Genomic DNA, 25,657 nt, shown 5'->3' with positions numbered 1-25,657 from the left:
CACGAATCAATAGGGCACTAAGTATATGGCGCCTACAGTCCCGGAACGTGTCGGATGTTCGACCGCGCGAGCTTGACGGCCTCTCCGACGCCGCCGTTCAACACGAGCTTCGACATGGCGAGGCCGAAACCGCTGACCTGCTTCGCCGTGATCGTGGGCGGCAGCGACAGCGCCAGCGGGTCGGTGCTGATGTCGACCAGCGCGGGGCCGTCATGGGCGAACGCCTCGCTGAGCGCGTCCTTCAACAGCCGCGGGTCGTCGACCCGCCGCGCGAAGAAGCCGAGCGCCGTCGCGACCGCGGCGTAGTCCACACCGGGCACATCCACGCCGAAGTCGGGATAGCCGTCGACGAACATCTCGAGCTTCACGAGGCCGAGGGTCGAGTTGTTGAAGACGACGACTTTGATCGGCAGCCTGTAGGCGGCGATGGTGACGAGTTCTCCGAGCAGCATCGACAGGCCGCCGTCTCCCGAGATCGTGACGACCTGCCTGCCGGGATACGCCGACTGGGCTCCGATCGCCTGGGGAACGGCGTTCGCCATCGATCCGTGCAGATACGAGCCGATCAGCCGCCGCCTGCCGTTGGGTGTGATGTACCGGGCCTGCCATACGTTGCCCATGCCGGTGTCTGCCGTCACGATCGCATCGTCGGAGATGAGCTCGTCGAGCACGGTCGCGGCGAACTCCGGGTGGATCGGCACCGTCCGGTCGACGTCGGTGTACTTTCCGACCACGGAGTCGAGGAGCTTGTGGTGCCGCTTGAGGGTCTTGTCGAGGAACGACCGGCTTCGCTCGCCCCGGATCAGAGGCGTGAGGGAAGCGAGGGTGGATGCGACGTCGCCGTGGATCGCGTGCGTCACGCTCGCCCTCCTGCCGAGGTGCGAGGCGTCGGCGTCGATCTGCGCGATCACGACCTTGCGCCCGTCGGGCAGGAACTGCTCGTAGGGGAAGTCGGTGCCGAGGAGGATGAGCAGCTCGGCGTCGTGGATGCCGGCGTGAGCGGCGCCGTAGCCGAGCAGGCCCGTCATGCCCACGTCGAAGGGGTTGTCGTACTGGATCCACTGCTTGCCGCGAACGGTGTGGCCCACGGGCGCGGCGAGGAGGTCGGCGAACGCCACCACCTCGTCGTGCGATCCCTCGACGCCGGCTCCGGCGAAGATCGCCACCGTCTTCGCCTCGTTGATCGCGGCGGCGAGGGCCTCGACGTCGGCGGTGTCGGGCACGATCGCGGGCGTGCGGGGCAGAACGAATGCGGGGGCCGAGCCCTCGGCATCCAGTTCGGCGACGTCGCCGGGCAGCGACACCACGGCCACGCCGCCGAGGCCCGTGGCGTGACGGATGGCCGAGTTCACGACGCGAGGCGCCTGCGCGGCCGTCGAGACGAGCTCGCAGTAGTTCGAGCACTCGACGAAGAGTCTGTCGGGGTGCGTCTCCTGAAAGTAGGAGCTGCCGATCTCGATGCTGGGGATGTGGCTCGCGATGGCGAGCACGGGAGCACCGGATCGGTGGGCGTCGAAGAGGCCGTTGATGAGGTGCAGGTTGCCGGGGCCGCAGCTGCCGGCGCAGACGGCGAGGCGGCCGGTGAGCTGTGCCTCGGCTCCGGCGGCGAAGGCCGCCGCCTCCTCGTTGCGCACGTGGATCCAGTCGATGCCGCCGTTGGCCGAGCCCCCGGTGCGGCGAACGGCGTCGACCACGGGGTTGAGGCTGTCTCCCACGATTCCGTAGATGCGGTGCACGCCCGCGTCGATGAGCTGGGCGATGAGCTGGTCTGCGACTGTTCTGGCCATAGGCCCAGTAAACCGTGCGCGGCTGGACGGGGCCTAGGACGCCTGTCGAGTCTCCGACCCTGTGCGAGGCCACCGCCGGGAGATCCAGAGCACCCCGGCCGCGGTCAGGCCGATCACCGCGGCGATCAGCACCACATAGAACGCGACCGATACGTAGCCCTGGGGCGAAGTGTTCGGGTTGAGGAACGGGTAGGGGTACCAGTAGTCGGTCGAGGCGACCTGATCGACGACGAACGGCGCACGCACCAGCGTGTAGACCACCCACGCGATCGGGTAGATCAGGATGACGCCGATGCGGCGCGCCTTGAGCGGTCTGCGACCGGGCGCGAGGAGCCAGTCGATCAGGAGATAGGCGGGAGCGACGGCGTGCAGGATCTCGTTGGACCACCCGAGGGTCGCACCCTGGGGAAGCTCGATGCCTCGCAGCAGCAGGTTGTAGACGATGCCGGTCACGACCATGTAGGTCACCACCGCGGCACGCGTCACCTGGAACCACTCGGGATCGGAATCGCGTCGAACGACGAGAAGATACGCGCCGATGGCGAGAACCACGATCGCGGCGATATTCGACTCGATGGTGAAGAAGCTGAAGAAGTTCACGATGTTGCTGCCGACGTTCGTGACGCCCCTCGACGACCAGAACTCGAGGCTCGTGATCAGCTGGCCGACGATGGCGGCGACGATCGCGATGGCGACGGCCGCGCGGAGGGCCGCGAAGAGGATTCTCATGCCGGTGTCATCCCCTTCGACGCGACCGCTGTGCCAAAAAGACGCTGTGCTTGAAAGACGCTGTGCCTGAAAAACGCTGTATTCAAGAGAACCGTGTTCGCTCCAGGGGAGCCGTGTGCCCTCGACTGGATTTGAACCAGCGACCTATTCCTTCGGAGGGAAGCGCTCTTCCGCTGAGCTACGAGGGCGTACTCGAGAAAACCTATCAGAAGCGGCGCACAGTAGCGCGCTTCGCCGCGTGCACGCAACGGCCGCACGGGCAACATCATTCGGAAACATTCGGATGACATGATGCTGCTCATGAAGCGCTCCGTCTCCGCCCACATCGCCGTTCGAATCGACAGCCCGGTGACCATGGTCTTCGCCGCATCCGTGGCGGAGGGCATCACCCGGGAGGTCGAGACCCTCGACTTCCGCTACGGGGGGAGCAGCATCACTCCCGTGGAGATCAGCGACCTGCACGGCACCCGGCTCCATCAGTTCACCGTGGGCGCAGGAACCCTCACCATGGACTACTGGGCGACGGTGACGGGGGAGGCCGTGCCGGCCGAAATCACGGCCATCGACCGCATCACCTACCTCAAGCCCAGCAGGTACTGCGAGTCCGACATCCTGCTGCCGACCGCCGTGTCGGAGTTCGCCGGGCTGAAGGGCAGGGCACTGCTCGACGGGGTCAGCTCCTGGGTCGGCGACAAGCTGAGCTACGTACCGGGCTTGAGCCTGCCCACCGATGGAGCCGTGCGCACGCTGCTCGCGCGGCAGGGGGTGTGCCGCGACTACGCCCATCTCGTGGTCGCACTGCTCCGCGCCCTCGACGTTCCGGCGCGGCTCGTCGCGGTCTACGCGCCCGGGCTCGATCCCATGGACTTCCACGCCGTGGCCGAGGCGTTCATCGACGGCGCCTGGCACATCGTGGATGCGACGGCCCTGGCGCCCAGACAGAGTCTCGTGCGCATCTCCACGGGCCGCGATGCCGCCGACACCGCCTTCCTCACCAACCACGACGGACTCCTCACCCTGACCGAGCTCGAGGTGACCGCGACGGTCGACGAGCTGCCCGCCGACGACGTCACCCAGCTGGTGCAGCTGCGCTGACCGGGGCGGCGGCCCGCGCAGACGGTCCGGCGCGGCCCGAACGGTAAGATCGACGCTCGTGACTCCCGAACAGCTCTCCCTCGCCCTCTTCGACATCGTGACCGCCCGCATCGAGCGGCGCCGTGCCGCCGGTGAGACCGTTCCCGACGACGCCGTCACGATCGCCGACCTCGCGCTCGAGCGGCCGCGCAACCGCGACCACGGTGACTGGGCGTCGAACGTGGCCATGAAGTTCGCGGGCCGTCTCGGCACGAACCCCCGGGCCTTCGCCGCCGAGATCACCCCCGAGATCGAGGCGATCCCCGGTGTGGCGTCGGTGGATGTCGCGGGTCCGGGATTCATCAACATCACGCTCGACGTCGCGGCGGCCGCCGAGATCGCCCGACAGATCGTCGACGCCGGCGACGCGTACGGGCGCAACGACTCCCTGGCGGGCCTCTCGGTGAACATGGAGTTCGTCTCGGCGAACCCGACCGGGCCCCTGCACCTCGGACACACCCGGTGGGCCGCACTCGGCGACGCGATCGCCCGCGTGCTGCGCGCATCCGGTGCCGTGGTCGCGACCGAGTACTACATCAACGACGCCGGCAACCAGATGGACAACTTCGGCCTGTCGATCCTGGCGGCCGCCAAGGGCGAGCCGACGCCAGAGAAGGGATACCCCGGCGCCTACATCGGCGAGCTCGCGAAGCACGTGCTCGCGAGCGTGCCGAACCTCCTCGACCTCCCGCTCGACGAGGCCGTGCCCCTCGCCCGGGACCTCGGCTACCTCAAGCAGCTCGAGGAGATCAAGGACTCCCTCGAACGCTTCCACGTGCACTTCGACGTGTTCTTCTCCGAGCGCACGCTGCACGCGGCCGACCCCGAGACCGGTCGAAGCCTCATCGACGACGCGGCCGACCGCCTGCGCGCCCAGGGCCACGTCTTCGAGGCCGACGACGCGGTGTGGGTGCGCACCACCGACTTCGGCGACGACAAAGACAGGGTGCTCACCCGCGGCAACGGCGTCGTCACCTACTTCGCCGCCGATGCTGCGTACTACCTCAGCAAGAAGGACCGCGGCTTCACCGAGAAGATCTACCTCCTGGGTGCAGACCACCACGGCTACGTCGGTCGACTCAAGGCCTTGGCGGCCGCGGCGGGCGACGACCCGAACGTGAACATCTCGGTGCTGATCGGCCAGCTGGTGAACCTCAACGGCGCCAAGCTCTCGAAGCGCGCGGGCAACATCATCGAGCTCGACGACCTGCTCGAGTGGGTCGGCGCCGACGCGCTGCGGTACTCGCTCGCCCGGTATCCCGCGGATTCGCCGCTGTCGCTCGACGGCGATGTGCTGCGGTCGAAGACCAACGACAACCCGGTCTTCTACGTGCAGTACGCCCATTCGCGCACCCGTTCGGTTGCACGGAACGCGGCCGCGGCCGGCGTCGAGCGCTCCGCCTTCGACCCGTCGCTGCTGTCGCACGAGTCGGAGACCGAGCTGCTCGGATCGCTGCAGGAGTTTCCGAGGATCGTGCAGAAGTCGGCCGAGCTGCGCGAGCCGCATCGCATCGCCCGCTACCTCGAAGAGGTCGCCGGCCACTACCACCGCTGGTACTCGCAGGCCCGTGTGCTGCCGCTCGGAGACGAGCCGATCAGCGACCTGCACCGCACCCGCCTGTGGCTCAACGACGCCGCCGGCCAGGTCATCCGCAACGGGCTCGACCTCCTCGGTGTGTCGGCCCCGGAACGGATGTAGCGGAGCATGGTGGGGGAGCCGACGTACCCGACCGAGCCTGTTCCGCGCCGCCGTCGGCGTGGCGTCGGGGTGGTGATCGCCCTGGTCGTCGTGGTGGTGCTCGCCGTCGGCGTGGTCGTGGCCGACGTGTCGCTGCGGGCCTACGCCCAGGATCGCGCGGCCTCCGAGATCGCCGCAAGCCTTCCCGACACGGTCGACGGCGACATCGATGTGACGATCGACGGCTTCTCGTTTCTGCAGCAGTACCTCTCGGGCACATTCGATCGGGTGGAGCTCGACGCTCCCGCCCTCACGGTCTCCGGGGTTCCGGTCGACGCGCACGTCGTCGCCACGGGGGTCCCCACCGATCTGTCGAAGACCGTCGGCACGGCGTCGGCCACCCTCACCCTCAGCCAGGACGCGGTGAACAGCGTCGTCGAGGTCCCGGGATCAGCGACCCTGACACTCGATGATCAGGCTGTCGGCTACGACGGCACGATCTCCTTCCTCGGACTGAGCATCGACTACCTGGTCACCGCCTCCGTCTCGGTGACGTCCGATTCGGTCGTGCTCACGCCGCAGAAGGCGACGCTGACCGCCGGCTCGGCCGTGGTCGACGCCTCCGACGCGCTCGACGCGGTGCTCGACGAGAAGATTCCCCTCTGTGTCGCGAGCTACCTGCCGCAGGGCGTCGAACTCGCCGACCTCACGATCGAGCCCGGCCAGGCGACCGTCGTGCTCCGGGCATCCGATCTCTCGATCGACGAGACCAGCCTGAGCACCCTGGGCGTCTGCCCATGACCGACCCCCGGTTCTCGTTCCACGACGTGGGCGCGTCGCCCGGCGGGGTGCGCGCCCTCGCGATCACCGACGATGCCGCGGTGTGGTGTGTCGACGGCTCCGCAGCCGTCGTGCTGAGACGGTCGGCCGACGGCGAACTGAGTCGGTTCGCTCTCGGGGAGGCGACTGCAGAACCGCGCTCGGTGGCCGCCGCGACCCGCGACTCGGTCTGGGTGACCGATCGCGGCACCGACAGGATCCTCCGACTCGACCCATCCGGGGTCGTCTGGTCGACGCGGGCTCCGACACCGGATGCCGGGCTCGGTGACATCGTCGGCCTCGACGACGGCAGCGCCTGGTTCGTCGAAGAGCGTGCGGATGGGATCGGTCGCGTCGACATCCTGGGCCGCGTCACCGAGTTCGCCCCGGGAGCTGTCGGGGGAGAACCGTCCTCCATCGCGTCCGACGGCACGTCGGTGTGGTTCGGCCTTCCCGGAGCACACGCCATCGCCTACGCCAGGGGCGGCGACTCGCAGCCCGGCCTGGTGCGCTTCGACGACCCGCTCGCCGCCCCGACCGACGTGAGCGTCGGCGACGACGGATGCCTGTGGTTCGCCGATCCCGGTCGTCGCGTCATCGGCCGCCTGGCTCGCGGCGGCGCGGTCGACGAGTTCGTTCCGGCCGAGGGCCTCCGCCCGACCCGCGTCGGCGCGGATTCCCGGGGCGGCTGCTGGTTCACGATGCAGCAGCGCGCATCGATCGGTCGTGTCGACGGCGACGGGCGCATCACGACGATCGACATCCCCGGCGACCGAGGCGTTCCTGTCGCGGTCGCCGGTGCTCCGTCGGGCGACGTGTGGCTCGCCCTCGACAGCGGCGACCTCGTGCGCTTCGCCGACCCCGGAGACCCGGCCGACGGCATCCAGTAGTATTTCTGCTGTCGCCCTTCAGCGGGCGTGCACAGGCTTCAGGAACCAATCCGGGTTCGCTCGCCCCCACCCGACCACTGGTCCCGTGCCGGGACGATCGATCTCATCCGAGGATCCTCAATGACCTCCGTCGCAAGTCCCCTCGCGCCCGACTGGCTGGCCGTGCCCGCCGACGCGAACGATCTCCCTGCATCAGTGTGGCCGTCGAGCTCCCTCCGCGATCGGCACGGCGTGCTCTCGATCGGCGGCGTTCCCGCAACCGACCTCGTGCAGCAGTTCGGCACTCCGCTCTACGTGGTCGACGAGGAGCACGTGCGAGCGCGTGCCCGCGAGACCCTTACGGCGTTCACCGAGCAGTTCGAGCGCATCGGAACGCGGGCGAAGGTCTACTACGCGGGCAAGGCGTTCCTCAGCACCGCCGTCGCTCGCTGGGTCAGCGACGAGGGCCTGGGCGTCGATGTCTGCACGGGCGGAGAGCTCGCCATCGCCCTGGCGGCGGGGGTCGATCCGGGCCGTATCGGCATGCACGGCAACAACAAGTCGCTCGACGAGATCGAGCGGGCCGTCTCGGCCGGCGTCGGAACGATCGTGATCGACAGCGAAATCGAGATCGATCGCGTGGCCGCGGCCGCCGCCCGGCTGGGCCGGATTCAGGGCGTGAGACTGCGCGTCAACAGCGGGGTGCACGCGCACACGCACGACTTCCTCGCCACCGCCCACGAAGACCAGAAGTTCGGCTTCCCCCTCGATCGCGCCGAGGCCGCCGTCATGGCGATCCGTTCGCACGCCGGCCTCGAGTTCCGGGGCCTGCACTGCCACATCGGCTCGCAGATCTTCGGTGCCGACGGCTTCGCGGAATCAGCGGCACGTCTGCTCTCTCTGCACGCGAGGCTGCTCGAGACCGGCCCGGTGCCCGAGCTCAACCTGGGAGGCGGATTCGGCATCGCGTACACGACCGCCGACGACCCCACTCCCATTGCGGAGCTCGCCGCCCGCATCGCGAGCATCGTCGAGGCGGAGTGCGCGGCCCTCGGCATCGCCCTTCCGGTCGTGGCCTTCGAGCCGGGACGCTCGATCATCGGCGGCGCGGGAGTCACCCTGTACAGCGTCGGCACCATCAAAGACGTCGATGTCACGCTGCCCGGCGGTTCGGCCGACGCCACCGCGCCGCGACGCTACGTGAGCGTCGACGGCGGCATGAGCGACAACGCACGGACAGCCCTCTACGGTGCCGACTATTCCGTTCGCATCGCGAGCCGTGCATCCGATGCCGATGCGGCCCTCGTGCGCATCGCGGGCAAGCACTGCGAGTCGGGCGACATCGTCGTGAACGCCGACTACCTGCCCGCCGACGTGACTCCCGGCGACCTGCTCGCCGTTCCCGCGACCGGCGCCTACTGCTGGGCGCTGGCAAGCAACTACAACATCGTCGGTCGCCCGCCGGTCGTGGCCGTCGCCAACGGCGAGGCGCGCCTGCTCATCCGCGGCGAGACCGAGCACGACCTTCTCGCGCGCGACACGGGTTTCGCGCCGACTGCACCTGGAGCATCATGATCGCCTATCGCAACCTCCGAGTCGCACTCCTCGGGGCCGGCTCCGTCGGTGCCCAGGTAGCGACGCTGCTCACCGAACACCACGACGAGCTCGCCTCCCGGGTCGGCGCCGGTCTCGACCTGGTCGGCATCGCCGTGCGCGACGTCGACGCACCCCGTTCGGCGCCGCTCGATCCGGCGCTGCTCACGACCGATGCGATGAGCCTCATCGAGTCGGCGGACATCGTGATCGAGCTGATGGGCGGCATCGAGCCGGCCCGCAGCTACATCCTGCACGCGCTCAATTCGGGTGCCGACGTCGTCACCGGCAACAAGGCGCTCCTCGCCGCCCACGGACCCGAGCTGCAGGCCGCCGCCGAGCAGGTCGGTGCGCAGGTCTACTACGAGGCCGCCGTCGCGGGAGCGATTCCGATCATCCGCCCCCTGCGGGAGAGCCTGGCCGGGGACCGCGTCAAGCGGATCCTCGGCATCGTCAACGGCACGACGAACTTCATCCTCGACAAGATGGACGTGGAGGGCGACACCTTCGAGAACGCCCTGGCCGTGGCCACGGAACTGGGCTACGCCGAGGCCGATCCCACCGCCGACATCGAAGGCTACGACGCCGCCCAGAAGGCGGCCATCCTCGCCCGGCTCGCCTTCCACACCGACGTTCCCGTCGAGGCCGTGCACCGCGAGGGCATCACCACGATCACCGCGGCGCAGGTGAGCCAGGCCCAGAAGGCCGGCTACGTGGTGAAGCTGCTGGCCATCTGCGAGCGGCTCACCGACCCGGAGACCGGCGTCGAGGGCGTCTCGGCCCGCGTGTATCCTGCCCTGATCTCCCGCCAGCACCCGCTCGCGGCCGTCCATGGCGGAAAGAACGCGGTGTTCGTCGAGGCCGAGGCCGCAGGCGATCTCATGTTCTATGGCGCCGGAGCGGGCGGCATCGAGACGGCGTCGGCGGTTCTCGGCGACGTCGTCTCCGCGGCTCGACGTCACGTCGCCGGCGGTCCGGGCGTCGCGGAGACGACCCACGCCAACCTCACCATCCTGCCGATCGACAGCGTGAGCACGCGCTATCAGATCACCCTCGAGGTCTCGGATGCGCCGGGCGTGCTCGCGCGCATCGCCTCACTGTTCAGCGAGCACGGCGTCTCCGTCGAGGCCGTGCAGCAGTCGGTCGCGTCGGTGGGCCCGGATGCCGTGGCGGCCGGAACGCCGGACGGCTCCGGCACCGCTACCCTTGTCATTGTCACCCACATAGCCAGCGAGCGCGCACTGTCGCGCACGGTGGCCGCCATCGCCGACCAGAAGGTCGTCGTGCGGGTCGAATCCGTCCTGAGAGTTGAAGGAGCATGAATCCCGTGAGCACCACACGAGCATCCCGCCAGTGGCGCGGAGTGCTGCACGAGTACGCGGACCGCCTCGACATCTCGGAGGCGACCCCCATCGTGACGCTCGGCGAGGGTGGAACGCCCCTCATCCCCGCGCCCGCGCTGTCTGCTCGCACCGGCGCGCAGGTCTACGTGAAGTTCGAGGGCATGAACCCCACGGGCTCGTTCAAGGACCGCGGCATGACCATGGCCATCTCGAAGGCCGTCGAGCACGGCGCCAAGGCCGTCATCTGCGCGTCCACCGGCAACACGTCGGCGTCCGCCGCGGCCTACGCGACCCACGCGGGAATCACAGCAGCCGTGCTCGTACCCGAGGGCAAGATCGCGCTCGGCAAGCTCAGCCAGGCCATCGCGCACAACGCCGAGCTGCTGCAGGTTCGCGGAAACTTCGACGACTGCCTCGATATCGCCCGCGACCTCGCCGAGAACTACCCGGTGCACCTGGTCAACTCGGTGAACCCCGACCGCATCGAGGGCCAGAAGACCGCCGCCTTCGAGGTCGTCGAGGTCCTCGGCGACGCTCCCGACTTCCACATCGTTCCCGTCGGAAACGCGGGCAACTACACGGCCTACTCGCGTGGATACTCCGAAGAGCTCGTGCGCGGCGAGACCACCAAGCTTCCCCGCATGTTCGGGTTCCAGGCCTCGGGCAGCGCACCCATCGTGCGCGGCGAGATCGTGCGCAACCCCGAGACGATCGCCTCGGCCATCCGCATCGGAAACCCCGCATCGTGGGAGCTCGCACTCGCCGCACGCGAGGCGAACGACGGATACTTCGGCGCCATCGACGACGACAAGATCCTCGAGGCCTACCGCATCCTCTCGGCGGAGGTCGGCATCTTCGTCGAGCCGGCGTCGGCGATCAGCGTCGCCGGCCTGCTCGAGCGTGCCGACGCCGGCGTGATCGGCAAGGGAGCCGTCGTCGTGCTCACCGTCACCGGCCACGGACTGAAAGACCCGCAGTGGGCTCTCAAGACGGCCGACGGCTCCGACGTGACGCCCACCTCGGTCGCCGTCGACACCGACGAGATCGCCGGCGTGCTCGGACTCTCGAAAGCCGACTCGTGAGCCTTGCCGGCCGTTCGGTCACGGTCAAGGTTCCGGCCACGACCGCCAACCTCGGCCCGGGTTTCGATACCCTGGGCCTCGCGCTCGCGCTCTACGACGAGCTGACCGTCACGGTGCGGGATGAGCCCGGAGCGACGGTTCAGGTCACCGGTGTGGGAGAGGGCGAGGTGCCCACCGACGAGTCCAACCTCGTCGTTCGCGCCATCGCGCACGCCTTCGCCGCCTACGACCAGCCCCTGCCCGGGCTCGACCTCGTCGCCCGCAACGTCATTCCCCACGGACGCGGCCTCGGATCGTCGGGAGCCGCGATCGTCTCGGGCATCATGGCCGCCAAGGGCCTGCTCGAGGGCATCGTCGAGATCGACGCGCTCGGTCTGCTCGCCCTCGCCACCGAGATGGAGGGGCACCCCGACAACGTGGCGCCCTGCCTGTTCGGAGGGCTCACGATCGCCTGGGTCACCGCCGAGGGTCCGCAGTTCAAGAAGCTCATCGTGCACAGAGGAGTCTCGCCGCTCGTGCTCGTTCCTCAGGCGACGATGTCGACCGCCCTCGCCCGCAGTCTCCAGCCGGAGTCCGTTCCGCATGCCGACGCCATCTTCAACGTGTCGCGGTCGACGCTTCTGATCGCGGCGCTCATCCAGAGCCCCGAGCTGCTGCTCGCCGCGACCGAGGATCGTCTGCACCAGAACTATCGCGCAGAGGCCATGCCCGACACATCCCGACTGATCGGGCTCCTGCGCGAGCAGGGGTTCCCCGCCGTCGTTTCCGGCGCGGGTCCCAGCATCCTGGTGCTGTGCAGCGATCCCGCCCAGCGCCTCGCCGCCGTCGAACTGGTCGAGTCGCAATCCGCAACGCCGTGGACATCGCTCGTACTGGCTGTCGACTTCAAAGGTGCTACAGTGGTCACGCATCCGGTTGAAGCGGCTTGATCCAAGCTCGTACCCGGTAGCAATCTCACACTCATCGCTGCCCCGCGACTTACGCGTACTGGCTCAGCACCTCTCGCCCATACGCCTCGTACACGGACAGCTCTCTGTATAGAACCGCCTGCGTAGTACCGACCCGGCCCCAGGCCCGGAGCGGACAGCAGTGGAAGGAACCCCACACACGTGACTGACGTCAACCTCCGCGCCCCGGGCGCGGAAACCCGCTCAGACCTCGCCGGCCTCAAGGTCGCCGAGCTCCAGGCGCTCGCCAATGCCCTCGGCATCACCGGCGCCGCTCGCCTTCGCAAGGGCGAGCTCGTCCAGGCGATCACCGATCACCAGGCCGGCGAGTCCGCATCGCCCGCATTCTCCGCCGACGAGAGCATCGTCTCCTCCCCGGTAGAGGAGACGACCGCGCAGCCCGCCCTGGTCGACCTCCCCGCCAACGGATCCGCGGAATCGGCGTCCGACACCGAGGCCGTCGCCGACGACGCCCCCGCTGCCGCACCGCACGAAGCCGCAGCGCAGGTCGAGCTCCCGCAGATCGAACTCCCTCCTGTTGACACGTCGGCGCCGCGCAAGCGCGCCCCGCGTCGCGCGAAGTCGGTCGACGGCGCAGGAGCCGTCGAGTCCGAGACGAGACTGCCCGCCGTCTCGCACGTCAACGCCAAGAGCGACGAGCTCTCGGCCTTGCTTCCTCCCGTCACGCGCGGCCGCGCCGCCGATAAAGACGCTCGTTCGTCCGAGTCCCGTTCGACCGAGGCCCGCTCATCGGAGAGCGGCCCGTCTGACGAGAACGAGGAGCAGCGCTCCGAGCAGCCCCGCGAACAGGGCGGTCGACAGGGCCGCAATCGCAACCGCAACCGCGACCGCGGCGGCAACCAGCAGGAGAGGCAGAACGCCCCCGAGCAGGCCGTCGAGGCGACGCAGCAGAACGAGCGCACGCCGGATCGCTCCGGCGGAGCACGCGCCCAGAACGAGCGTGGCCAGAATGACCGCGTGCAGAACGAGCGCGGCCAGAACGAGCGTGGCCAGAACGAGAACGGCCAGAACGGTCGTGCTCAGAACGGTCGCAACCAGGGCGAGCGCGTGCAGAACGAGCGCCTGCAGGGCGACCGTCAGCAGAACGAACGCTCCGACTCCAATGGCCCTTCCCTCGACGACGACGGTCGCAACGACCGCAGCGCTCGCAACCGCTACCGCGACCGCAAGCGTCGCGGACAGACCGGCAACGACGAGCTCGAGCCCGAGATCAGCGAAGACGACGTCCTGATCCCGGTCGCCGGAATCCTCGACATCCTCGACAACTACGCGTTCGTGCGCACGAGCGGTTACCTGCCCGGCAACAACGACGTCTACGTCTCGCTCGGCCAGGTCAAGAAGTACAACCTGCGCAAGGGCGACGCCGTCGTCGGCTCGATCCGCCAGCCCCGCGAGGGCGACGGCAACGGTCGCCAGAAGTACAACGCGATCGTCAAGATCGAGTCCATCAACGGGCTCCCCATCGACGAGGCGGCAAACCGCGTCGAGTTCAACAAGCTGACGCCGCTCTACCCCCAGGAGCGACTGCGCCTCGAGACCGAGCCGGGCAAGCTGACGCAGCGCATCATCGACCTCGTCGCACCGATCGGCAAGGGCCAGCGCGGCCTCATCGTCGCGCCGCCGAAGGCCGGCAAGACGATCGTCCTGCAGCAGATCGCCAACGCCATTTCGACGAACAACCCCGAGGTGCACCTCATGGTCGTCCTCGTCGATGAGCGTCCCGAAGAGGTCACCGACATGCAGCGCACGGTCAAGGGCGAGGTCATCGCCTCGACCTTCGACCGTCCGGCGGAAGACCACACCACTGTCGCCGAGCTCGCCATCGAGCGTGCCAAGCGCCTGGTCGAGCTGGGCCACGACGTCGTCGTGCTGCTCGACTCGATCACCCGCCTCGGACGTGCGTACAACCTGGCTTCGCCGGCATCCGGCCGTATCCTCTCGGGCGGTGTCGACGCATCCGCTCTCTACCCGCCGAAGCGCTTCTTCGGCGCTGCGCGCAACATCGAGAACGGTGGATCGCTGACCATTCTCGCGACCGCGCTCGTAGAGACCGGATCGAAGATGGACGAGGTGATCTTCGAGGAGTTCAAGGGCACCGGCAACAGCGAACTGCGCCTGTCGCGCCAGCTCGCCGACAAGCGCATCTTCCCGGCCGTCGACGTGAACGCATCCTCCACCCGCCGCGAAGAACTGCTGATGGGCGTCGACGAGACGAAGATCACCTGGAAGCTGCGTCGCGCCCTCGCCGGTGTCGACCAGCAGCAGGCACTCGAGATCGTTCTCGGCCGTCTCAAGGAGACCACGTCGAACGTCGAGTTCCTCATGCAGGTGCAGAAGACGATGCCGGCTCCCGCGGGTCACAACGGACGCGACCTGGAGAAGTAGGCCATGTTCGAGTCAGTTGAAACACTGCTGACCGAGCATGACGAGTTGCAGGAGCAGCTCGCCGATCCGGCGTTGCACTCGGATCCCGCCCGGTCGAAGAAGGTCAATCGTCGCTACGCGGAGCTGAGTCGCATCATCGCGGCCTATCGGCAGTGGCAGCAGCTCGAGAGCGACCTCGCGGCCGCCCAGGAGATGGCCGCCGAGGACGCGTCGTTCGCCGAAGAGGTACCGGGAATCACCGACGACCTCGCGGTCGCCGAGGAGCGGCTCCGCCGTCTCCTGATTCCTCGCGACCCGAACGACGGACGCGACGTGATCATGGAGATCAAGATGGGCGAGGGCGGCGCCGAGTCGGCGCTGTTCGCGGCCGACCTCCTGCGCATGTACCTGCACTACGCCGAGAGCAAGAAGTGGAAGACCGAGATCATCGAGCAGACCTCGAGCGACCTCGGCGGAATCAAAGACGTTCAGCTCGCCATCAAGGGATCCTCGTCCGACCCCGCGCAGGGTGTCTGGGCCCACCTGAAGTACGAGGGTGGAGTCCACCGCGTGCAGCGGGTTCCCGCGACGGAGTCGCAGGGGCGCATCCACACGTCGGCCGCCGGCGTGCTCGTCTTTCCCGAGGTCGACGAGCCCGAAGAGGTCGAGATCAGCCCCAACGATCTCAAGATCGACGTCTACCGTTCCTCCGGACCGGGTGGTCAGTCGGTCAACACGACCGACTCGGCCGTGCGCATCACCCACCTTCCCACCGGCATCGTCGTGGCGATGCAGAACGAGAAGAGCCAGCTGCAGAACCGCGAGGCCGGCATGCGCGTTCTGCGCGCCCGCGTGCTCGCGCGCCAGCAGGAGGAGATCGACGCGGCGGCATCCGTCGTGCGCAAGAGCCAGATCCGCACGATGGACCGCTCCGAACGCATCCGCACCTACAACTTCCCGGAGAACCGCATCGCGGATCACCGCACGGGCTACAAGGCGTACAACCTCGACGGCGTCATGAACGGCGCCCTCGAGCCCGTGATCGAGTCGTGCATCGCCGCCGACGAGGAGGCTCGACTCTTGGAGCTCGGGGGAGCGGCGGAGTAATGAGCACCACGCTCCTCGAACCCACCGGAACTCTGAGGCCTCCCACGGTCAGGAGTCTCCTCGAGCACGGCGTCTCCGTGCTCGCGCGCAGCGGCATCGCCGACCCGCAGGTCGACGCCGAGCTGCTCGTGGGCTTCGTTCTCGGAGCGAGCCGCGGCCAGGTGCAGGCCATGACGGTCACCGACAAGGCGCTCGGCGTAGAAGACGCGGTGGCGATCAGCGAAGCGATCGAACGCCGCGCCGCGAGGGAGCCCCTTCAGCACATCACCGGCGTCGCCTGGTTCCGCAACCTCGAGCTCGAGGTCGGGCCCGGCGTGTTCGTGCCGAGGCCGGAGACCGAGTTCGTGGCCGGCCTCGCCATCGATTCGCTGCGCTCCATCGTCATCGACCCGCGTCGTGAAGACGGCCCCATCGCGGTCGACCTCGGAACGGGCAGCGGCGCCATCGCGCTCTCGCTGGCGACGGAGGTGCCGCACGCCCAGGTGGTCGCCGTCGAGAACAGCTCGGCGGCATTCGTCTGGACGAAGCAGAACTTCCGCCGCATCGGCGCAGACAACGCGCGTCTCGTGTTCATCGACCTGCTCGATGCTGTCCCGGAGCTCGACGGCACCGTCTCGGTTGTCGTCTCGAACCCTCCGTACATTCCCGCGCGGGCGATCCCGCGCGACCCCGAGGTGCGACTCTTCGACCCGGAGCACGCGCTCTACGGCGGGGAAGACGGTCTCGACGTCGTCAGGAACGTGTCCCGCACCGGCCTTCGCCTGCTGCATCAAGGGGGCGTGCTCGTGATCGAGCACGGCGAGCTGCAGGGCGACGAGATCAGACGACTGCTGGATGCCGACGGCTGGCACGCCACCGCGACGCACCGCGACCTCACGGGTCGCGATCGCGCTACGACGGCGCTGCGCTGACGCCGCCGCTAAGCTGAGGCGGCGGAGAACCGAACCGGCTCTGCACCACCTCGAGAATCTGGAGTGATCATGGAACCGATCAGTGCAACCATCGGTGGCATCGTGCTGTTCGTCATCTTCGTGGTGACGGTGATCTCGATCGTGCGCAACCCGAATCACGGTTTCGTCGGCAAGCTCGTCTGGTTCATCGTCGTGCTTCTGTTGAATCTCGTCGGCTCGATCCTCTGGCTGCTCTTCGGTCGCGGCAAGGTCACGCGGTAGGGCTCCGCCCTTCCCCGAAGCGATGTCGAGGCTCGAGGCCGAGAGCGAATCGACCTCTCGTCGGGCGCCGCTGATCGGCGCGTTGACCGGAATCCGCGCGTTGGCCGCCTTCTGGGTGTTCCTGCGCCACTTCAGAACCGAGATCGTCGACGCGCTGGGCCCCGGCCCCGTGACGCAGCTCGTGATCCACATCTCGTCGGCCGGCTACCTGGGCGTCGACCTCTTCTTCATCCTCAGCGGCTTCATCCTGACGTACACCCACCTCACGACGATGACGACGGGATACGGCTGGCGCAAGGCCGTCGGCTTCCTCTGGCTGCGCCTCGCCCGGGTCTGGCCGCTCACGGCATTCGTGCTCATGCTGTTCGGGGCATATTTCATCGTGCAGGCCCTATCGTCCGGCGATCCGTCGTACCTCGCCCAGGCCGATCCGGGTCGTCTGGTCATGCACCTGACGCTCCTGAACGGATGGTTCCCGTCGACGCTCGACTGGAACGGCGTGGACTGGTCAGTCAGCGCCGAATGGATGGCGTATCTGACGTTCGCCGTGGGCGTCGTCGGCCTGTCCCGATTCGCGGCCGTCGCATCCCGGCGCGTGATGATCACGGTGATCGTGCTGCTGATGCTGCCCGTCCTCATCGTCGGAGCCAGCATGCAGGACGACACGATCTTCCTGTTCGCGAACGACAGCTACGTGACGGCGGCGGGCGTGCTGCCGATCCGGGTGCTGGGGGAGTTCTGGATCGGCGCCGTGCTGTCGCTTCTGCTGCATCGCCATCTCGGTGCGGCGGCAGAGTCCGGCGTTGCCGGGCGATGGCGACGGCTGCCCTTGGCCAGCCTCTCCGCTGCCGCGGCGATCGTGGTGCTGCTCGTCGTGGCCTACAACGATCCGCTGCACTTCATGCGCGCCGGCCAGCAGGAGTTCCACGACGGCGTCGACATGATCGCTCCGGCGGAATCGATCGTCGTGCTGCCGCTGTTCGTGCTTCTCATCGCGACGCTGGCGGTCTGTCCCCGAGACCCGCTGTCCCGACTTCTGAGCACGCGACCATTCCTCCTCGCGGGTCGCGCATCGTTCGCGTTCTACCTCGTGCACCCGCTCGTGATCGGCGCCGGTCTTCTCGCCGCGTCCGTTCTCCATGCCGAGTCGGGCCCGCCACTGTTGATCGTCGGAATCGGAACGGCCGCCGCGGCGTGGTTCAGCGCCTGGATTCTCTGGCGATTCATCGAAGAGCCGGCCAGAAAGCTGCTGCGTCGAATGCTGCCCGCCCACATCCGCATCTGACCCGCCAGAGACGCCTGTCGGGCCCGAGCAGACTCTGCGGCTATCATTGGGGTCGATATGGCTGCCCTCTATGACTGCTCGGTTCCGTCCGAGCTCCTGACGGGAATGCGACTCGCCCGCTCTGCTATCGGCCGTGGTGCCCTCGTCGTCATTCCGACCGACACCGTGTACGGCATCGCCGCCGACGCATTCAACCCTGTCGCCATCCAGGCCCTTCTCGACGCCAAGGGCCGCACCCGCAGTTCGCCTCCACCTGTTCTGGTGCCCGGCGTCGCCACCCTCGACGCTCTTGCCGAGACGGTGAGCCAGCCCGTGCGCGACCTCGTCGACGCATTCTGGCCCGGCGGGCTCACCATCATCGTCCCCGCCCGGTCCTCCCTCGCGTGGGACCTCGGCGACACACGGGGCACGGTCGCACTGCGACAGCCCTCCGACCCGATCGCCCTCGAGCTGCTGACCGAGGTCGGCCCGCTCGCCGTGTCGTCTGCGAATCTCACCGGGCAGCCTGCGGCGACCACGGCATCCCTCGCCCTCGAGAGCCTCGGCGACAGTATCGACGTCTACCTCGACGGGGGAGAGACCGAGACGGTGACCTCCACCATCGTCGATGCCAGCTCGTTCGCCGCCGACGGTTCGGTGCGCATCGTGCGCCACGGTGCCGTGTCCGAGGCCGAGCTGCGCGCCGTTCTGGGCGATGTGCTGCTCGGCTCCGATCGGCCCGCGGATCGACTGGACGGCTGATCCGTGCGGATCTACCTGCTCGTCGCCGCCATCTCGGCCGTGGTCACCTTCGGCCTCGCCCTCGTCGTGTACAAGCTGAGCCACCGCTTCAGGCTCTATCCGAAGATCCGCGAACGCGATGTGCACACGCGTCCCACTCCGCGACTCGGCGGCATCGCCATGTTCATCGGCATGGTCGTCGCGTTCGCCGTCGCCTCGCAGGTCGACGGATTCCGGCTGGTCTTCGTCAATCCCGGGCCCGTCTTCGCCATCCTCGGTGCAGCGCTGATCATCGTGGTCATCGGTGTGATCGACGACCTCATCGACCTCGACTGGACGATCAAGCTGGCCGCCCAGATCATCGCGTCGTGGCTGCTGGTCTGGCAGGGCGTCGCGATCGTGTCCCTGCCGATCGCGGGAACCCTCGCCGTGGGTTCCGGTGTCATGTCGCTCGTCATCAGCCTCTTCGCCGTGGTGCTCGTGATGAACGCCATCAACTTCATCGACGGTCTCGACGGCCTGGTGGCCGGCGTCTGCCTCATCGCCAACGGCGTGTTCTTCCTCTACACCTTCCTGTTGATCCAGGAGGGGTCGGCTACCGACTACTTCAACCTCGCCGCCCTGATCTCCGCCATCCTGATCGGAGCCTGCGCGGGATTCCTGCCCCTCAACTGGCACCCGGCGAAGCTCTTCATGGGCGACGCGGGAGCGATGCTGGTCGGGCTGCTCATGGCGACGAGCGCGATCGCGGTGACCGGTGTCATCGACCCCGCCACGCTGGGACGCCGTGAGCTGCTCCCGGCGTTCATCCCCATCCTTCTGCCGTTCGCCATTCTCGTGCTGCCGCTGCTCGACTTCGGCCTCGCGGTGTTCCGGCGCCTCCGCGCGGGCAAGAGCCCCTTCAGCGCCGATCGCAAGCATCTGCACCACCGCCTGCTCGACATGGGACACTCGCACTTCCACGCGGTATTGATCTTCTACGCCTGGACCGCGGTCGTGTCGGTCGGATGCCTGCTCTTCTTCCTCGTGCCCACGGGCTACGCGGTCGTGTTCCTCCTCGTCGGCCTGATCGTGTGCACGGTTCTGACCCTGGCTCCGCTCAGTCGCAGGAAGGTCGTCGAGGCGACCGCCCAGTCGACCGAGGCCGAGAGTCCAGGGGCGCCACTGGCGGCATCCCTCGACCCCCTCGACGCCGCGTCGGAGACACTCTCACCCCCGGCCGAAACGAAAGGCGCCTAGCGTGTCGACTTCCTCCTCCCGTTCCACGCCCGCCGTCACAGGCTCGTCGGCGCGCCCCGTGTTCGTGCGCATTCTCAAGCTGGGGGCGATCATCGCCATCGCCATCGCCGTCATCGGGGGAGTCGTCGGTTTGCTCGTCGACGGCGAACGCGGCCTGCTGAGCGCCCTGGTCGGTACGGCAATGGCGATCCTGTTCACGGGACTGACGGCCGCTTCGATCCTCGTGGCCAACCGCTTCTCCGGTACGGAATTCTTCACCGCCATCTTCTTCGCCGTCGTGATGGGGGCGTGGATCGTCAAATTCGCGATCTTCCTGGTGCTCGTATTCCTCCTGCGTGATGCCGAATGGATCAACCCGACGGTGATGTTCATCTGCATCATCGCCGGCGTGCTCGGCTCACTCGTCGTCGACGTCGTGGTCGTCGCTACATCCCGAATGGGCTATGTGAGCGACGTGACTCTGCCCGGAGAGTGACAATCGGCCGCCGAGAGCCCCTCTGCGGCGTGAATCCGGCCCTCGATTGGTCAGGCACCCCTAACTCTTGATAGGGTTATGACGATCGTTCCGCTGCCTCCTTCGGGTTCTCACCCGCTGGCAGCACCCCCCATCATTCGTCGTCGCGAGAGCTTCGCTCCACGCCCCGAACCAGGAGATAGCGCTGTTAGCTAACGCTCTGAACTTGCTTGTGCCGTTGGCTGCCGATGATGGTGAATTCCACGGTCCGTCCATCGAGGAATTCTTCCCCGAAGTCATCTTCTTCCCCGGTACCCCCTTCGAGATCAACAGGGTCATCCTGATCCGCTTCATCGCTGTCGCGGCCATCCTGATCCTCTTCTGGCTCGGTACGCGAAAGATGAAGCTGGTTCCCACCCGGGGCCAGAGCATCGCGGAGATGGCCCTCGACTTCGTGCGGGTCAACATCGCCGAAGACCTGCTGGGTAAGAAAGACGGCAAGCGCTTCCTGCCGATCCTGACCACGATCTTCTTCATGGTGCTGGCCATGAACCTCACCGGCATCGTGCCGTTCCTCAACCTGGCAGGAACATCGGTCATCGGTGTGCCGCTCGTGTTGGCGGTCGTCGCCTACGTGACGTTCATCTACGCCGGTATCAAGAAGCACCCCGGGGCGTTCTTCAAGAACGCGCTCTTCCCGCCCGGAGTGCCCAAGGGCCTCTACATCATCGTGACGCCGATCGAGTTCCTCTCGACCTTCATCCTGCGTCCGGTCACGCTGACCCTCCGACTCCTCATGAACATGGTCGTCGGCCACCTGCTGCTGGTGCTGTTCTTCGGCGCCACCTGGTTCTTCTTCTTCACGGCGAGCGGATGGTTCACACTGTTCGGCGTCGGAACGCTCGCCTTCGGCTTCGTCTTCACTCTCTTCGAGATCCTCGTCGCCGTACTCCAGGCCTACGTCTTCACCCTGCTCACCGCTGTCTACACCCAGCTCGCGCTGGCTGAGGAACACTAAACGAATTAGGCGCCCGCCTCATTCGCCATCACGGAAGGAAACACACGTGGACGCAACAACCGTTCTCGCCGAGATCAACGGAAACATCGCGACGGTCGGTTATGGTCTCGCAGCCATCGGCCCGGCCATCGGCGTCGGTATCGTCGTTGGAAAGACCATCGAGGGTGTCGCCCGCCAGCCCGAGCTTGCAGGCCGCCTGCAGGTTCTGATGTACATCGGTATCGCCTTCACCGAGGCCCTGGCCTTCATCGGCATCGCGACCTACTTCATCTTCGTCTAATCGCGCTTCGCTCAAGAGATAGGAGGCTGGAATGCTTCACGCAGTTCTAGCTGCCGCAGAGGAAACGGCCGAGTCGACGAACCCGCTCATCCCGGAGATCTACGACATCGTCTGGTCGTTGCTCTGCTTCATCATCATCCTGTTCTTCTTCTGGCGCATGGTGCTTCCGAGGGTCAAGACGATGCTCGACGAGCGGTCCGCCGCGATCGAGGGCAACATCGCCAAGGCCGACGCCGCGCAGGCGCAGGCTGAGGCAGCACTCGAGGAGTACACGGCGCAGCTTGCCGAGGGTCGTGCCGAAGCCGGCAAGATCCGCGAGCAGGCGCGTGCCGACGCCCTGAAGATCGCTGCAGAGATCAAGGAGCAGGCCCAGGTCGACGCTGGTCGCATCCAGGCGCAGGCCACCAGCCAGATCGAGGCCGAGCGCCAGGCGGCAGTCGTGTCGCTGCGTGCAGAGGTCGGCAGTCTTGCACTCGACCTCGCGTCGGGAGTCATCGGGGAGTCCGTGAAGGACGACGCGAAGGCGGCAGGCATCGTCGATCGTTTCCTCGCAGACCTCGAGGCGTCCGAGGCATCTGCCCCGAGCGCCGGAAACAAGTAAGCACATGGGATCAGCGACCAGAGAAGCGATCGCCGGAGTCCGGGCCAGACTGGCCGGGCAGGGCGGTTCCGCCACCCTCGCCACGGGCGAGCAGCTGCTTTCCGCGGGTCGTGCCATCGGAGGTTCGTCGGCGCTGCTGTCGCTTCTGGCAGATCCGTCGGCCGACCAGGCATCGAAGGCCGGCGTCGTGGCCGAACTCTTCGGCTCCAAGCTCGACGCCGAGGCTGTTCGCATCCTCAGCGACGTCGCGGCAAGCCGCTGGTCCACCCACGACGATCTGCTCGAGGCCATCGAGGAGCTCGGTTTCCGTGTGCTCGCCGACTCGGCCACGAGTGCCGAATCGATCGAGGCGGAGCTCGCCCGTTTCGGCGAGGCGGTCTCCACCAGCGACGAACTCGAGCTCGCGCTCGGGTCGAAGCTCGGCGCCGTCGATGCGAAGCTCTCGCTGGTCGACGCTCTGCTCCAGGGCAAAGCATCGCCCCAGACGGTCGCGATCGTTCGCCAGCTCGTCGCCCAGCCTCGAGGTCGTCGCATCGGCGAGCTGCTCCGGGTGGCGGCCGGCATCGTGGCCGACCAGGCCGGCAAGTCGATCGCCACAGTCACCAGTGCCGCTCCTATCGCTCCCGCACAGCTGGCGCGACTCGAGAAGGGTCTGTCGACGCTGTACGGACGTCCGCTGTCCGTGAACCAGCAGATCGATCCCGCCCTCATCGGCGGTCTTCGCATCCAGGTGGGAGATGATGTCATCGACGGCAGCGTCTCCGCCCGCATCAACGATTTGAGACTTCAGCTCGCTGGCTAGCCCCTTGTGGCTGGCTTGCTACACGCCGGAGCGAATCCTTCGGCAGAAAAAGGAAAAACGATGGCAGAACTATCGATCAGCCCCGACGAGATCCGTGGTGCTCTTCAGGACTTCGTGAAGTCCTACGAGCCCGGCAAGGCGACCAAGACCGAGGTCGGATACGTCACCGATGCCGGCGACGGCATCGCCCACGTCGAGGGTCTCCCGGGCGTAATGGCCAACGAACTGATCCGCTTCGCCGATGGAACGCTGGGCCTCGCCCAGAACCTCGACGAAGACGAGGTCGGTGTCATCATCCTGGGCGAGTTCTCGGGCATCGTCGAGGGCATGGAGGTGCAGCGCACGGGCGAGGTCCTCTCGGTACCCGTCGGCGACGCCTACCTCGGCCGCGTGGTCGACCCCCTCGGCAACCCGATCGACGGTCTCGGCGAGATCGCGTCGGAGGGTCGCCGTGCACTCGAGCTGCAGGCGCCCGGCGTCATGCAGCGCAAGAGCGTGCACGAGCCCATGCAGACAGGCATCAAGGCGATCGACGCCATGATTCCCGTCGGCCGTGGCCAGCGACAGCTCATCATCGGCGACCGCCAGACGGGCAAGACGGCCATCGCGATCGACACGATCATCAACCAGAAGGCCAACTGGGAGTCTGGCGACGTCAACAAGCAGGTCCGCTGCATCTACGTCGCCATCGGCCAGAAGGGCTCGACCATCGCTTCGGTGAAGGGCGCCCTCGAAGACGCCGGAGCGCTCGAGTACACGACGATCGTCGCGTCTCCCGCATCCGACCCCGCCGGCTTCAAGTACCTCGCCCCCTACACGGGCTCGGCCATCGGCCAGCACTGGATGTACGGCGGCAAGCACGTGCTCATCATCTTCGACGACCTGTCGAAGCAGGCCGAGGCGTACCGCGCCGTGTCGCTGCTTCTCCGCCGTCCGCCGGGACGTGAGGCATACCCCGGTGACGTGTTCTACCTGCACTCCCGTCTGCTCGAGCGTTGCGCCAAGCTCTCCGACGAGCTGGGTGCGGGATCGATGACGGGTCTGCCGATCATCGAGACCAAGGCGAACGACGTCTCGGCCTACATTCCCACGAACGTGATCTCGATCACCGACGGACAGATCTTCCTTCAGTCCGACCTCTTCAACGCCAACCAGCGACCCGCAGTCGACGTCGGAATCTCCGTGTCGCGTGTCGGTGGCGATGCTCAGGTGAAGTCGATCAAGAAGGTCTCGGGAACACTCAAGCTCGAGCTGGCCCAGTATCGCTCGCTCGAGGCCTTCGCGATGTTCGCATCCGACCTCGACCCCGCGTCGCGTCGCCAGCTCGCTCGTGGTGCCCGCCTCACGGAGCTGCTCAAGCAGCCCCAGTACTCCCCGTACCCGGTCGAGGACCAGGTCGTCGCGATCTGGGCCGGCACCAACGGCAAGCTCGACGAGGTCCCGGTCGAAGACATCCTGCGCTTCGAGCGCGAGCTTCTCGACTACCTCGCCCGCAACACCGAGGTGCTCACCACGCTGCGCGAGTCGAACGTTCTGTCCGACGAGACGGCGTCGCTGCTCGATTCCGAGGTCGACAAGTTCAAGCTCGAGTTCCAGACTGGTGAGGGCAAGCCCCTCGCATCCGTGGGACGCGAGGAGTTCACGGCGACCAAGGTTGAAGACGTCAACCAGGAAAAGATCGTGAAGGGTCGCCGCTAACTTATGGGAGCGCAACTCCGCGTCTACCGGCAGAAGATCAAGTCTGCCCAGACGACCAAGAAGATCACCAGGGCCATGGAGCTCATCTCCGCGTCGCGCATTCAAAAAGCGCAGGCCCGGGTTGCTGCATCCACCCCGTATTCGCGAGCGATCACCCGTGCGGTGTCGGCCGTGGCGTCGTACTCGAATGTCGAGCACATCCTCACGACCGAACCCGAGAAGGTCGAGCGCGCGGCGATCGTCATCTTCTCGAGTGACCGAGGCCTGGCCGGTGCCTTCAACAGCAACGTCTTGAAAGAATCGGAGCAGCTTGCGGAGCTGCTCCGCAGCCAGGGCAAGGATGTCGTGTACTTCTTGGTCGGCCGCAAGGCGAACGCGTACTTCGCGTTCCGTCGCCGGGCGTCCGAGAAGACGTGGCAGGGCGGCACCGACAACCCCGAGTTCGAGACGGCGAAGGAGATCGGGGATGCGATCCTCGAGTCCTTCCTGAAGCCGGCCTCCGAGGGCGGCGTCGACGAGATTCACATCGTCTACAACCGTTTCGTCTCGATGCTGGTGCAGGTGCCCGAGGTCGTTCGACTTCTTCCGCTCGAAGTGGTCGAAGGTGTCGAGGAGCCCGATTCCAAGGCGGTTCTGCCCCTCTACGAATTCGAGCCCGACGCCGGCTTCGTTCTCGACTCACTGCTTCCCGTCTACATCGAGTCGCGTCTGTTCAACGCCATGCTCCAGTCGGCTGCCGCCAAGCACGCTGCGACGCAGAAGGCCATGAAGGCTGCGAGCGACAACGCGGATGGACTCATCCGCGACTACACACGGTTGGCGAACAATGCTCGCCAGTCCGAGATCACCCAACAGATTTCCGAGATCGTCGGCGGCGCCGACGCGCTGAGCTCGGCAAAGTAGCGCGAAAGAAGA

Annotated in this window: 24 protein-coding genes and 1 tRNA gene; 22 read left to right on the top strand and 3 right to left on the bottom strand. The window is 67.1% G+C overall.

All coding sequences use genetic code 11. From position 1 onward, the window contains the following. Nucleotides 1-32: 32 nt before the first annotated feature. The 3 genes from ASF51_RS11395 to ASF51_RS11385 all read right to left on the bottom strand — a co-directional run bounded on the left by ASF51_RS11395 (nucleotide 33) and on the right by ASF51_RS11385 (nucleotide 2,704). Complete coding sequence (locus ASF51_RS11395) at nucleotides 33-1,787, bottom strand: pyruvate dehydrogenase (RefSeq protein WP_055929464.1); 1,755 nt, start codon at nucleotides 1,785-1,787, stop codon at nucleotides 33-35. A gap of 33 nt (nucleotides 1,788-1,820) precedes the next feature. Next, nucleotides 1,821-2,516, bottom strand: a complete 696-nt coding sequence (locus ASF51_RS11390) for a Pr6Pr family membrane protein (protein ID WP_055929461.1) — start codon at nucleotides 2,514-2,516, stop codon at nucleotides 1,821-1,823. 116 nt (nucleotides 2,517-2,632) lie between these two features. Continuing rightward, a tRNA-Arg gene (locus ASF51_RS11385) sits at nucleotides 2,633-2,704 on the bottom strand. Nucleotides 2,705-2,816: 112 nt separating this feature from the next. Between ASF51_RS11385 and ASF51_RS11380 the strand changes: the two genes are divergently transcribed. The 22 genes from ASF51_RS11380 to ASF51_RS11275 all read left to right on the top strand — a co-directional run bounded on the left by ASF51_RS11380 (nucleotide 2,817) and on the right by ASF51_RS11275 (nucleotide 25,645). After that, the gene (locus ASF51_RS11380) at nucleotides 2,817-3,611 is read left to right on the top strand and encodes a transglutaminase family protein (protein ID WP_055930774.1); all 795 of its coding nucleotides are present in this window, start codon (nucleotides 2,817-2,819) and stop codon (nucleotides 3,609-3,611) included. Nucleotides 3,612-3,669: 58 nt separating this feature from the next. After that, on the top strand, nucleotides 3,670-5,349 hold the full coding sequence (argS, locus tag ASF51_RS11375; protein ID WP_055929457.1) for an arginine--tRNA ligase: 1,680 nt from the start codon (nucleotides 3,670-3,672) through the stop codon (nucleotides 5,347-5,349). A 6-nt stretch (nucleotides 5,350-5,355) separates the two neighbouring features. After that, on the top strand, nucleotides 5,356-6,129 hold the full coding sequence (locus ASF51_RS11370) for a DUF2993 domain-containing protein (protein WP_082479748.1): 774 nt from the start codon (nucleotides 5,356-5,358) through the stop codon (nucleotides 6,127-6,129). Next, nucleotides 6,126-7,037, top strand: a complete 912-nt coding sequence (locus tag ASF51_RS11365) for a hypothetical protein (protein ID WP_055929451.1) — start codon at nucleotides 6,126-6,128, stop codon at nucleotides 7,035-7,037. Before ASF51_RS11370 ends, ASF51_RS11365 begins: the two co-directional genes overlap by 4 nt. Before the next feature lie 120 nt (nucleotides 7,038-7,157). After that, nucleotides 7,158-8,591: a diaminopimelate decarboxylase gene (lysA, locus tag ASF51_RS11360; RefSeq protein ID WP_055929448.1), complete on the top strand. Its 1,434-nt coding sequence runs from the start codon at nucleotides 7,158-7,160 to the stop codon at nucleotides 8,589-8,591. Then, a complete protein-coding gene (locus ASF51_RS11355) occupies nucleotides 8,588-9,931 on the top strand; it encodes a homoserine dehydrogenase (protein ID WP_055929445.1) in 1,344 nt (447 codons plus the stop codon). The genes lysA and ASF51_RS11355 overlap by 4 nt, the downstream gene beginning before the upstream one ends. A 5-nt stretch (nucleotides 9,932-9,936) precedes the next feature. After that, nucleotides 9,937-11,034, top strand: a complete 1,098-nt coding sequence (gene thrC, locus ASF51_RS11350; RefSeq protein ID WP_235497216.1) for a threonine synthase — start codon at nucleotides 9,937-9,939, stop codon at nucleotides 11,032-11,034. Then, entirely contained in the window at nucleotides 11,031-11,963 is a 933-nt protein-coding gene (thrB, locus tag ASF51_RS11345) for a homoserine kinase (RefSeq protein ID WP_055929437.1), read from the top strand. The genes thrC and thrB overlap by 4 nt, the downstream gene beginning before the upstream one ends. Before the next feature lie 180 nt (nucleotides 11,964-12,143). Continuing rightward, entirely contained in the window at nucleotides 12,144-14,387 is a 2,244-nt protein-coding gene (gene rho, locus ASF51_RS11340) for a transcription termination factor Rho (RefSeq protein ID WP_055929434.1), read from the top strand. 3 nt (nucleotides 14,388-14,390) lie between these two features. Next, entirely contained in the window at nucleotides 14,391-15,473 is a 1,083-nt protein-coding gene (gene prfA, locus ASF51_RS11335; protein ID WP_055929431.1) for a peptide chain release factor 1, read from the top strand. After that, nucleotides 15,473-16,384 carry a peptide chain release factor N(5)-glutamine methyltransferase gene (gene prmC, locus ASF51_RS11330; RefSeq protein WP_055929427.1) on the top strand — a complete coding sequence of 304 codons (912 nt, stop codon included), beginning with the start codon at nucleotides 15,473-15,475 and terminating at the stop codon, nucleotides 16,382-16,384. Before prfA ends, prmC begins: the two co-directional genes overlap by 1 nt. Nucleotides 16,385-16,453: 69 nt before the next feature. Further along, entirely contained in the window at nucleotides 16,454-16,645 is a 192-nt protein-coding gene (locus ASF51_RS11325) for a PLDc N-terminal domain-containing protein (protein ID WP_055930771.1), read from the top strand. Between the two features lie 22 nt (nucleotides 16,646-16,667). Further along, a complete protein-coding gene (locus ASF51_RS11320; RefSeq protein WP_055929424.1) occupies nucleotides 16,668-17,930 on the top strand; it encodes an acyltransferase in 1,263 nt (420 codons plus the stop codon). A gap of 57 nt (nucleotides 17,931-17,987) precedes the next feature. Continuing rightward, nucleotides 17,988-18,671: an L-threonylcarbamoyladenylate synthase gene (locus ASF51_RS11315; RefSeq protein WP_055929421.1), complete on the top strand. Its 684-nt coding sequence runs from the start codon at nucleotides 17,988-17,990 to the stop codon at nucleotides 18,669-18,671. 3 nt (nucleotides 18,672-18,674) lie between these two features. Further along, nucleotides 18,675-19,889, top strand: coding sequence for an MraY family glycosyltransferase (locus tag ASF51_RS11310; protein WP_055929418.1), 1,215 nt, complete (start codon nucleotides 18,675-18,677; stop codon nucleotides 19,887-19,889). Between the two features lies 1 nt (nucleotide 19,890). Continuing rightward, the gene (locus ASF51_RS11305) at nucleotides 19,891-20,364 is read left to right on the top strand and encodes a hypothetical protein (RefSeq protein ID WP_055929415.1); all 474 of its coding nucleotides are present in this window, start codon (nucleotides 19,891-19,893) and stop codon (nucleotides 20,362-20,364) included. A 199-nt stretch (nucleotides 20,365-20,563) separates the two neighbouring features. Next, nucleotides 20,564-21,361 (top strand): F0F1 ATP synthase subunit A, encoded by a 798-nt coding sequence (gene atpB, locus ASF51_RS11300; RefSeq protein ID WP_055929412.1) that lies wholly within the window; start codon nucleotides 20,564-20,566, stop codon nucleotides 21,359-21,361. Nucleotides 21,362-21,407: 46 nt separating this feature from the next. Then, entirely contained in the window at nucleotides 21,408-21,641 is a 234-nt protein-coding gene (gene atpE / locus ASF51_RS11295; protein WP_035837596.1) for an ATP synthase F0 subunit C, read from the top strand. A 31-nt stretch (nucleotides 21,642-21,672) separates the two neighbouring features. Next, complete coding sequence (locus ASF51_RS11290; protein ID WP_055929409.1) at nucleotides 21,673-22,242, top strand: F0F1 ATP synthase subunit B; 570 nt, start codon at nucleotides 21,673-21,675, stop codon at nucleotides 22,240-22,242. Nucleotides 22,243-22,246: 4 nt separating this feature from the next. Further along, nucleotides 22,247-23,044: a F0F1 ATP synthase subunit delta gene (locus ASF51_RS11285; RefSeq protein WP_055929406.1), complete on the top strand. Its 798-nt coding sequence runs from the start codon at nucleotides 22,247-22,249 to the stop codon at nucleotides 23,042-23,044. 60 nt (nucleotides 23,045-23,104) lie between these two features. Next, entirely contained in the window at nucleotides 23,105-24,742 is a 1,638-nt protein-coding gene (gene atpA, locus ASF51_RS11280) for a F0F1 ATP synthase subunit alpha (protein ID WP_055929403.1), read from the top strand. A 3-nt stretch (nucleotides 24,743-24,745) separates the two neighbouring features. Further along, entirely contained in the window at nucleotides 24,746-25,645 is a 900-nt protein-coding gene (locus ASF51_RS11275; RefSeq protein WP_055929400.1) for a F0F1 ATP synthase subunit gamma, read from the top strand. Nucleotides 25,646-25,657: the final 12 nt, after the last annotated feature.

It is taken from the genome of Agreia sp. Leaf283 (genome assembly GCF_001422485.1).
In the GTDB taxonomy this organism is placed as follows: domain Bacteria; phylum Actinomycetota; class Actinomycetes; order Actinomycetales; family Microbacteriaceae; genus Agreia.
The sequence above is the reverse complement of the archived record's forward strand: the minus strand, read 5'-3'. Positions and strand labels throughout refer to the sequence as shown.

What these genes read in the sequence shown, in the direction of transcription:
- ASF51_RS11395 (WP_055929464.1), bottom strand. Translation starts at nt 1,787, where the DNA reads ATGGCCAGAACAGTCGCAGACCAGCTCATCGCCCAGCTCATCGACGCG.
- ASF51_RS11390 (WP_055929461.1), bottom strand. Translation starts at nt 2,516, where the DNA reads ATGAGAATCCTCTTCGCGGCCCTCCGCGCGGCCGTCGCCATCGCGATC.
- ASF51_RS11380 (WP_055930774.1), top strand. Translation starts at nt 2,817, where the DNA reads ATGAAGCGCTCCGTCTCCGCCCACATCGCCGTTCGAATCGACAGCCCG.
- ASF51_RS11370 (WP_082479748.1), top strand. Translation starts at nt 5,356, where the DNA reads ATGGTGGGGGAGCCGACGTACCCGACCGAGCCTGTTCCGCGCCGCCGT.
- ASF51_RS11365 (WP_055929451.1), top strand. Translation starts at nt 6,126, where the DNA reads ATGACCGACCCCCGGTTCTCGTTCCACGACGTGGGCGCGTCGCCCGGC.
- lysA (WP_055929448.1), top strand. Translation starts at nt 7,158, where the DNA reads ATGACCTCCGTCGCAAGTCCCCTCGCGCCCGACTGGCTGGCCGTGCCC.
- ASF51_RS11355 (WP_055929445.1), top strand. Translation starts at nt 8,588, where the DNA reads ATGATCGCCTATCGCAACCTCCGAGTCGCACTCCTCGGGGCCGGCTCC.
- prfA (WP_055929431.1), top strand. Translation starts at nt 14,391, where the DNA reads ATGTTCGAGTCAGTTGAAACACTGCTGACCGAGCATGACGAGTTGCAG.
- prmC (WP_055929427.1), top strand. Translation starts at nt 15,473, where the DNA reads ATGAGCACCACGCTCCTCGAACCCACCGGAACTCTGAGGCCTCCCACG.
- ASF51_RS11325 (WP_055930771.1), top strand. Translation starts at nt 16,454, where the DNA reads ATGGAACCGATCAGTGCAACCATCGGTGGCATCGTGCTGTTCGTCATC.
- ASF51_RS11320 (WP_055929424.1), top strand. Translation starts at nt 16,668, where the DNA reads ATGTCGAGGCTCGAGGCCGAGAGCGAATCGACCTCTCGTCGGGCGCCG.
- ASF51_RS11315 (WP_055929421.1), top strand. Translation starts at nt 17,988, where the DNA reads ATGGCTGCCCTCTATGACTGCTCGGTTCCGTCCGAGCTCCTGACGGGA.
- ASF51_RS11290 (WP_055929409.1), top strand. Translation starts at nt 21,673, where the DNA reads ATGCTTCACGCAGTTCTAGCTGCCGCAGAGGAAACGGCCGAGTCGACG.
- ASF51_RS11285 (WP_055929406.1), top strand. Translation starts at nt 22,247, where the DNA reads ATGGGATCAGCGACCAGAGAAGCGATCGCCGGAGTCCGGGCCAGACTG.
- atpA (WP_055929403.1), top strand. Translation starts at nt 23,105, where the DNA reads ATGGCAGAACTATCGATCAGCCCCGACGAGATCCGTGGTGCTCTTCAG.
- ASF51_RS11275 (WP_055929400.1), top strand. Translation starts at nt 24,746, where the DNA reads ATGGGAGCGCAACTCCGCGTCTACCGGCAGAAGATCAAGTCTGCCCAG.